The 8,380-nt window shown below is 36.7% G+C and carries 7 protein-coding genes and 1 other annotated feature; of the genes, 4 read left to right on the top strand and 3 right to left on the bottom strand.

Going from position 1 to position 8,380, the window contains the following annotated elements:
- A partial coding sequence (locus JMX83_RS15450) for a transposase (RefSeq protein WP_201603148.1) occupies positions 1 to 179 on the bottom strand: 179 nt, incomplete at its 3' end.
- Between the two features lie 300 nt (positions 180 to 479).
- Positions 480 to 1,699, bottom strand: a protein-coding gene (locus tag JMX83_RS14350) for an IS3 family transposase (RefSeq protein ID WP_406947643.1) whose coding sequence is annotated in 2 segments (ribosomal slippage) — positions 480 to 1,423 and positions 1,423 to 1,699 — 1,221 coding nt in all. Because the reading frame shifts where the segments join, the coding sequence is not laid out codon by codon here.
- Positions 1,308 to 1,424: a sequence feature (AL1L pseudoknot), on the bottom strand. It overlaps the preceding gene by 117 nt.
- 94 nt (positions 1,700 to 1,793) lie before the next feature.
- Here JMX83_RS14350 and JMX83_RS14355 point away from each other — a divergent pair.
- Entirely contained in the window at positions 1,794 to 3,809 is a 2,016-nt protein-coding gene (locus tag JMX83_RS14355) for a hypothetical protein (protein ID WP_201603151.1), read from the top strand.
- A 120-nt stretch (positions 3,810 to 3,929) separates the two neighbouring features.
- On the opposite strand, the gene JMX83_RS14360 is transcribed toward JMX83_RS14355, so the two are convergent.
- Positions 3,930 to 5,612, bottom strand: a complete 1,683-nt coding sequence (locus JMX83_RS14360) for a DUF4209 domain-containing protein (RefSeq protein ID WP_201603153.1) — start codon at positions 5,610 to 5,612, stop codon at positions 3,930 to 3,932.
- An 887-nt stretch (positions 5,613 to 6,499) separates the two neighbouring features.
- Between JMX83_RS14360 and JMX83_RS14365 the strand changes: the two genes are divergently transcribed.
- The 3 genes from JMX83_RS14365 to JMX83_RS14375 all read left to right on the top strand — a co-directional run bounded on the left by JMX83_RS14365 (position 6,500) and on the right by JMX83_RS14375 (position 8,271).
- Positions 6,500 to 7,174 (top strand): hypothetical protein, encoded by a 675-nt coding sequence (locus tag JMX83_RS14365; RefSeq protein WP_201603155.1) that lies wholly within the window; start codon positions 6,500 to 6,502, stop codon positions 7,172 to 7,174.
- Between the two features lie 75 nt (positions 7,175 to 7,249).
- The gene (locus tag JMX83_RS14370; protein ID WP_201603157.1) at positions 7,250 to 7,777 is read left to right on the top strand and encodes a BLUF domain-containing protein; all 528 of its coding nucleotides are present in this window, start codon (positions 7,250 to 7,252) and stop codon (positions 7,775 to 7,777) included.
- Positions 7,778 to 7,833: 56 nt separating this feature from the next.
- Positions 7,834 to 8,271 carry a BLUF domain-containing protein gene (locus JMX83_RS14375; RefSeq protein WP_201603160.1) on the top strand — a complete coding sequence of 146 codons (438 nt, stop codon included), beginning with the start codon at positions 7,834 to 7,836 and terminating at the stop codon, positions 8,269 to 8,271.
- Positions 8,272 to 8,380: the final 109 nt, after the last annotated feature.

An 8,380-nucleotide genomic window follows, 5' to 3' on the forward strand; every position in this document is an offset into this window, starting at 1 on the left:
CCTGCAGCTGGTGCAACCCCTTGCTGCTCTTTTTTATACTTGCGTACCCAGTTATCTAGGGTTGATGCACCAATTCCTAAAGACTCTGCCACTTCTGCTACTTTGCGCTTATGATCAACGACTAAGCAGACGGCTTCTAACTTGAATTCTCGGGTATATTCTCTGCGTTTGCTGGTCATACTATGTTCCTTCTTTTGGGTTAGTATAACCTCTTAAACATGGTCCGATTTAATTATGCCACTACAGTACAGAACTTACAGTAAAAGAGGTAGAATTAATTCTAAATGATGGGTCTGTGGTGAAGCAATACGCTTCTCCTCATCTTTGGAAAGGATATCGAGGGCATTCAACATTACCTGACGTACTTCAATGTGCTCTCATGGCTTTAGAGAACTGGTTAATAGGTTACCTAGAGGTGTGTAGTGATGATAATCAGATAGTGAACCGCCCCGAGTATATCGGAGAGTGTTTTACTTGAGTCAGGCAGCCATGCCTGACAGGGTTAAATTGTCATAATACCGCTTTTCAAACTCAAAAGGCGACACATAACCAATCGTGCTGTGCAAACGTGTTTTGTTGAACCAATCGACCCACTCTAAAGTAGCCAGTTCAACATCATTCACGCCTTGCCACTGCTGTTTTAAATAATCAATCACTTCCGTTTTATAAAGCCCGTTAACCGTTTCAGCCAACGCATTATCGTATGAATCGCCTGTTGTGCCAACAGAGGCAATGACGCCAGAATCAGCCATCTTATCAGTATAACGAATGGATAAATACTGAACCCCTCGATCACTATGATGAATCACAGCTTTAGGATTATTCCTATCTGTTATTGCCTGATTTAACGCCGCCATCACCATATCGGTATTCATACGATTAGAGACTTTCCAGCCCACAATAGCGCGGGCAAACACATCAATGATAAAAGCGGTATAGACCCAGCCGCTCATGGTCTTGATATAAGTGAAGTCCGCCACCCACAGCTGGTTAGGACGCTGGGCGTTAAAGTTACGATTAACCAAATCATCAGCGCGCTTCTGGTCATCACGGCTATTAGTCGTAATCTTACCTTTGCCACGCCAAACCCCTTGCAGCTCATATTGCTTCATTAAACGCTCTACAGTACACCGAGCAACCTGTAGCCCGTCCGCTTTCATCTGTTGCCAGACCTTACGAGCGCCATAGCGGCATTTGCTGTCCTGCCAGATGCGTTTAATCTCGCTAATATAATAGTCGTCATGCTGACTGCGTAGTGAGCGCTTGTCAGGGCACTCTTCTAAGTCTTTAGCACGGTGATAGGTTGACGGGGCAATCGGTAGTACTCTACAAATCAGCTCGATCCCATATTCTTGCTTGTTAACATCAATAAAATCGACCATTATTTCGGTGGGCGGTCGAGCTCCGCCTGGGCGAAAAAAGCGGCAGCCTTACGTATAATCTCGTTGGCTTGCTTGAGTTCTCTATTCTCGCGCTCGAGATCCTTAATACGCTGCTCTTGACTTTGAGCTTGCACATTTGCAGGAATGGTTTGATCGATGTGCTTTTTATGCCACGAGCGTAGAGTTTCAGGTGTGCAGCCAATCTTAGGGGCAATGGCTTGAATCGCTGACCAGGTGGAGGGATAGTCATTTGCTGATTCAATGAGCATGCGAACGGCGCGTTCTTTAATCTCAGGAGTGTAGTTTCGTGTTTTCATTGTCGTATTCTCTCAGAATGTTGAGTCTCCGACAATCCCGGGGCGGTTCATAGAGTTTATTTATGATTATTTATTGCGGAATAGTAATTCTATAATGCCTACTTCCGTTCTGTCATCAGTAGCAACAGGATTTCTTAAAAAAGTAGGTAAATCTTCGTTACCTTTATTAAGAACTGCTGATTTATATGGTTTAGATTTGAACCGGAAGTGTCAAGAAGGAGGAGCTAACGAGTTACATTTCTTTATGTCGCAAGAGCCTATGATGAAATTATATATTGCGGAACGAAGAGACGCAGCACTCAAACCGTGGAGGCAGAAAAGTTTAGAGACACTTTTATTTGAAATGCAGTTTGATAATGATTTGAGAGATGATGCCATAGAAGTTGTTGAAAAATTAACAAATGAAGCAGTGAGCCGAGAGGTAAAGTCTCTTCGATATATGATTCGTCGTGTTGATACACGTATGATGCAGGCTATTAAAGATGAAGAAAACAATGTAATTGGTTTGCAGAATTTGTCTGAACTCCCGCCAGACATGGAACAAGAGCAAAAAGAGCTTAGTAAGAGGTTGGAAAAAACCAATAAGATCAATGCTTTGAGTTTATGGTCAGATAGTTTGTTTAAAGAAAATACTTTTAAAGAAAAATATTACCTTACATATCAAGATGCATTGATAGAAGCAAAGATGTTGCTTGAGTGTTTACAAAATAGCGAGGTTTATGGTTTAGAAAGAATAGCTGTTGAAGCAATAGCAACGACTGCCGCAGTTTGTGTTCGTGATATTTTAGACTCGTTGAATGATGAAGACAAAGAGTGGTGTACTAATATTATTATTGATTCAATATCTATCAATGCAGATGATATAGGAAATAGTAGTAACGTCGTTTTACTCGGTGCAGGGGCTTGTGCATACTCTATATCAAAGCTATTTACTTTAGACGTCATTGATAGTCAGAGAGAGAAGATAGAATTAGCTTTAGCAAAAGGGTTGACTCATATAAATTTTGGAGTTAAAAGTTATGCAGCTAAAGGAGTTAGAGATTTCTTGTGGTCAATAGATCCAAAGCTAGCTGCTAACTGCTTAGCTGGAGTCGTTGAGTATGCAAAGTTTTATAAAGAAACTATTTCTTTACGAAGACTCCATCACTTAAGAGAGCCTGAAAGAATAGCTGCACTTAGCAGTTGGAAAGATTTAATTGAAGAATTTCGAGTTAAATTAATCAGTGGTAGATTCGAGATTAATGTTGATAACATTAATCTAACTACCCATAGTTCTTCACTCATATATCTTCCAATGCTTATGATTCCCTTAAAAAATGATAATCCTGATTATATAAAGTTAATAAACAAGATTGTTGGCTTTGCATTTGAATCAGAGCAGAACCGTGAAAGTTTACCTAAGGATCAAATAATAAATCAAAAAGAAGAGGTACGTAAGTGCTTAACTGAACACCTTCTTTCTTCAAGAATAGATGGTTTTGAAAATTTCAAAGACTTGTTAATCGCAGGATGTACTAAAGCTCCAAGCTTTATGTACTTTGTGAAGCTATTATTTGAAACAGAAATGGACAAGCAAGAAGATTTTGTTTCAATATGGGTGTTTTGGTCTATATTGGCTCAAGGCGTCCATGATATAGCGTTAAATGATCTAGATGATCCTTACATAGGGCATCAAAATGACCTAAATAACTTGCTACGTAGTATAGTGTTTCTTGGATATACGTGGAACGGAGTTGAGAAAGATATAATTTTCATGAAAGTTGGTGCTAAAAATCTACTGGAATTTGCGAGTAAATATAATAATAACAGTAATGTATTTAAAGGTTTGTCGGCCTTAATTTATGATTTTTATGATGTTTTCTTCAGTGAAGGTATCTATATACTAGCTGAGAATCTCTCTAATAGTCCTCAACTCATCAATAGGCAAGGAGATACTGCCTTCTACTTAGAAATGATATTAGGACGATACCTTCAATTTGAGGAAAGAGGTGTGTTGAGTCGTAAAATGTATGATGTTTGCTTGTTTTTACTTACTAGTCTCGTTGAGACTGGATCTGCAAGAGCATATTATCTTCGTGAAAATTTGGTTCGATCTAGAAGAATCAAGTAAGTATAAAACTATAACTTTTTCTAAAAACTAGTTTACTAAAGCAGTTTCTAAAATTTAGAAAAAGTTGCTTGAAGTGAATGATTACTCGATGCTGGTTATATTAAATTGCCAATGGCTGACTTACTCAAACTCAATCGTTGAAAGAAAGGTGATTGTAAATAAGACAAGTAAACCATGAAGTAAGCTGATCTCATCTGCTTCTATAATACCATGTGCCATTTTATTTCTTAAATTAAATCCTCGTCTATCATGATAAATAGCTTGAAACATAAATCTTACTGGCTCTGAAAAAGCCTCAGCTACTTTATCGCTCGACATAAAACCATATATTGTCTTGTAATCAAAACCACCGTTGTCATTAGGCCATATGTCTGCTTCACCTAGCTCTCGTAAGATTAATCTTAATTTCTTTTCAATTAATGGGATTGATCGGCTAACAAATCCATAGTAATCATCATTCAAAAAATCCTTGATAGCATTGCTAACGTGCTTATCTTCACCTGATTTAAATAACTTTATGCTCAACAATGTTTTAGCAAAGTCATCTCTATTTTTTAAAGTAGTATATCTACTCATTTTTAGTTGCATGGAAATAACAATCAGAGATTTAGTTTTATCAAAATACCTATCCTCGTCAGATCTAATCATTCCGATTGGCAAGCCACTTTCGTCAATCATAACGTGACTTGTGATATGACTAGGGTGCAACTCATTATCCTCTTTACCAAAGCTTTGATTAGCAAGCTTAAATAAATTACAAGACATTTCAATTAAACAATCATAAGTAGATTGTTCTGCAAATTTTTTATCTTCCTCTACTAAACCTTTTCTTACTGTCTCGGAAATAGGGATTTCAATATTTTCAACACATTGAGCGGTATCTTTTTTAATTTCCTCTGCTAAAGAAACGATTTGTATTAGAGCAAAGTTTTTAATCGTGCTTGAATCTTGATGATATTTAGACCATTCAATCATTTTTTGATAAAAACCGAGTTTTTGAAGAGGGTGTTGTGTACCACTCCTAATATGTTGTTCTATTAGATTAACTATGTAATCACACAATATGTGCTTAGTTTCATTTAAGTGTCTCTGATCACAATATTTTATAGATTTATCGAAGAATCCAGTAAGCATTGGGTTCTCAGAGATATTAGGAGTGTACTGTACATTGGCTTTGACTGAGCCAAAAAAATATTCAATAATTTCTACTAATCCGTCATCTTCTCGGAAAAAGTCGAGTAATTCACTGTCTACTAGAGCGCAAGCTTCTTCTATATTTGGTTGCAAATTACATATAGTACATTTAACTTTGTATAATTGGTCTGGGATTTTCTTATTTAACGATTTTGACAGTTGAAGGTACTTCAATAATAATCTAGGAAGTACGATAAGGTAGTCAGCCTCTCGGTTAGATGAGGAAATAGCTTGTTCCAAATCCGAATACCACAAGTTTAGTTTTTCAGGTAAATTTCTGATGGATTTTTTGAGTTCAAATTGTTTATCTAGTAGTGCGAGTTTATACAATAGCTTTAAGTATTTTGAATTGGTAATGATTATTCTTGATGTAAGGTAAGCTTCCAATTCAATTGGACAATAATCACTATATCTCTCTTGTAGGTCATATGGGTTTTCAATGAGATTACAAGATACAAGTACAGATCTCTCATACAAGGATTGATTTTTTTCATCCAAAGAACTTATGTCTAGAATATATGAGTCAGGTACGATGAGTTTAAGATTAACTAAATCTTTAAATGAGCTTGAATTTTCGGCATTGTCTAAATAATCTTTGATAGGAAGCATTAAATTAGTCTTCAGTAAGTTAGTGAGTAGTCAGATTAAGGATTATGTTAGTTGCTAGAGTCATAGTAAGTTAAAGAGTACGATATCGGTATCGACGATAAGCTTACATTCCAGTTAACTTGATATGTCACTATACTTTACATTCTATCCAAAATAACTGGTTATGGAAGGTATTAACATAGGTATTTTTGAGTTATATCTTTACATACTTAAGGTAATAAATAATAATAACCTTATTGATCAGAAACTTAGGGTATATGAATACTATCTTATAAGAACTACCGTTCTAGGATTTACCTAAGACTTATATGTAAAGAATATACTATTAACCCCCGTAATCACGGGGGTTAATAGTATATATATAAATAAAATAACGTAAAGAAGATATGTGCTTAAGACTGTATTAAATAAGCATCAAATATAAAAAATGTACGCACTATTCATTATTAACATTATTAAAAAAACAAAACTTATGTTTATATTATTTTATCTTTAGATGGTATAAAACTACTATTATATTGTTTATTCAAAATATATGGCTACGGCTATTCATTTATAAAATTAGTCTTATAAAAACGATATTTATCATTGTTTTCATTATCAGTTTTTATATTGAAATTTATAAAAACTACCTTTCATACCTTATATAAACCGTTTGTGCTATCCAATTCAATTAGTGCTAACAGTCTATTAATGACATTGATATACTCTATTTAATTAAATAGTGTAGCTGATTTTAAGCGCCAAGGTTGCATGTAAAGCATCAGTTAACAATGAATTTAAATCTATCAGAGTTTGGCCATTCATGGCTGAAAAGAACAAAAATTATCTGGGTCGGCGTCTTATCGGTAAGGTGCCTATCTTGCTGTCAATACTGAGTATAAAGAATGAACTACGGTGACGTGTTTCGCAAAAGCGATTTAGGTAGAGCAGAAATAAAGTCTCAAAGTCTCGGTATATTGCCGCGAGAAGCGAGAACATTGCTGATTATGATTGATGGCAAGCGCACGTATCAAAACTACCTTGATACGCTTGATAATAGCAAAATGTTTGCTGATTTTGGCGGTGTCGGGCCTTTATTTGAATTGCTTGTAGAGCTTGAGTGTATTGAGCTGATTGGTGCCGCTAACGCTAGTTCGCAAACTCAAACAGCACCTCAGGTATCTACTGTAACCGAAGCACCTACTATCCCTCAAGTTCCAGTCGCTGAGCAACCTCAATCCACAGACAACTCATTTGATGTCAGTACTGAGATAGAGTTCGATCGTACTTCTAATAGTAAACCGCCAAGCAAAATTGCAGAGACTGGCAAAAAGTCTATCGGTAGTATGTTTAAGTCAAAAGTTGCTGGTGCCAACTATGGAACCATTAAATCTGAATTGGCAACCTATATTGAAAAAAATGCACCACCTGCAGAAGCTTGGGGCTATTTACTGAGTCTAGAGCAGTGTGAGGACAGCGCGCAATTATTACTGTTGGCACAAGAAGTACAAAAGAGCAGTAACGCGAATCTAGCACGTGGTATGAGTGAATTTATCAAAAAAATTCAACAGTCACATTAGTCCGGCCATTGATGAGTGATTAGCAATACCTGCACAGCCTTTTTTATAAATCTAGCAAATTAATTGGAAAAAATTATGGAATCAGTCGATCTTTCAGAGTCAAATCGTCTAAAAATGCGGCAGGGTGAGCATATCATTCTACGTTTGACTTATATCAGTCGTTATAACAACGATAACCTCAATGGTGAGGTGACTCGTATCCTTGAGCAAGCTCAGCAAAATAACGAGCGCAATGGCATCACTGGTGCTTTGGTATTTAACCATAACTACTTTTTACAAAGTATTGAAGGGGCAAGACCGGTTATCAATGGCCTGCTTAGAAAACTTGTGCAAGATGAGCGTCATCATTCTCTGCAGGTGATAGAGTGCCGTGAAGTTGAGCAGCGTCATTGGAGTAAGTGGTCAATGAAGTACTTGATTCCAAGTGAGGAGAACAAAGGACTGGCGTTAAAATTCTCGACAGGAAGTGAGTTCAATCCTTACTTAATGAGTACCAACCAAATCACGATGTTGATTGATACATTATCTGAGCTGCAAGAGCAACAAGCAAAGAGTGATGTGCAGACCATTCAGAAGAAGAAACCTTGGTACGATTTTAGTTAGTCCATCGATACTGATAACCAGACCTGCACCCATGACACTTGTATGAGAGAAAAGCTATGAACTCAGTAACGACAGATGCACACATTTTAATCAGCATGACCTATGCCAGCCGCGCAAACCCAAATGTATCGGCCAAAGATTTCAATGAAATACTACAGCAAGCACAGATAAATAACGCTGCTAATGGTATCACTGGAATGCTAACGTTTAATAAAGATTATTTTTTGCAGACGATAGAAGGCCCAAGAGCGCAGATTAATCAATTGCTATATAGTCTTATTGCTGATCAGCGTCACCATGATCTACAGATTATTGACACACGTGAGCTAAAGCACAGAGAGTGGTCAAAATGGTCGATGAACTATGCGTCTCCGACCGAAGAAAACGCTGCAATCTATTTGAAATACTCTACGACTATTGGTTTTAACCCTTACCTGCTAAATGCTGAATCTGCCCATGGGTTAATGAATGAGCTGAGTGCACAAAAAGGCTAAATAAAAGTAATCAGGGTTTAGACAAGCGTTCGCAAGTTCATATACTCTTGCTATAACGCTTAATTACACTATATTAATAAATCAGATTTATTAATATAGTGTATTAATG

The organism is Psychrobacter piscatorii (assembly GCF_904846415.1).
In the GTDB taxonomy this organism is placed as follows: Bacteria; Pseudomonadota; Gammaproteobacteria; order Pseudomonadales; family Moraxellaceae; genus Psychrobacter; species Psychrobacter piscatorii.

Excerpts from the sequence above, each read along its gene's own strand:
- JMX83_RS14365 (WP_201603155.1), top strand. The coding sequence starts at position 6,500 with ATGAACTACGGTGACGTGTTTCGCAAAAGCGATTTAGGTAGAGCAGAA.
- JMX83_RS14375 (WP_201603160.1), top strand. The coding sequence starts at position 7,834 with ATGAACTCAGTAACGACAGATGCACACATTTTAATCAGCATGACCTAT.
- JMX83_RS14360 (WP_201603153.1), bottom strand. The coding sequence starts at position 5,612 with ATGCTTCCTATCAAAGATTATTTAGACAATGCCGAAAATTCAAGCTCA.
- JMX83_RS14370 (WP_201603157.1), top strand. The coding sequence starts at position 7,250 with ATGGAATCAGTCGATCTTTCAGAGTCAAATCGTCTAAAAATGCGGCAG.
- JMX83_RS14355 (WP_201603151.1), top strand. The coding sequence starts at position 1,794 with ATGCCTACTTCCGTTCTGTCATCAGTAGCAACAGGATTTCTTAAAAAA.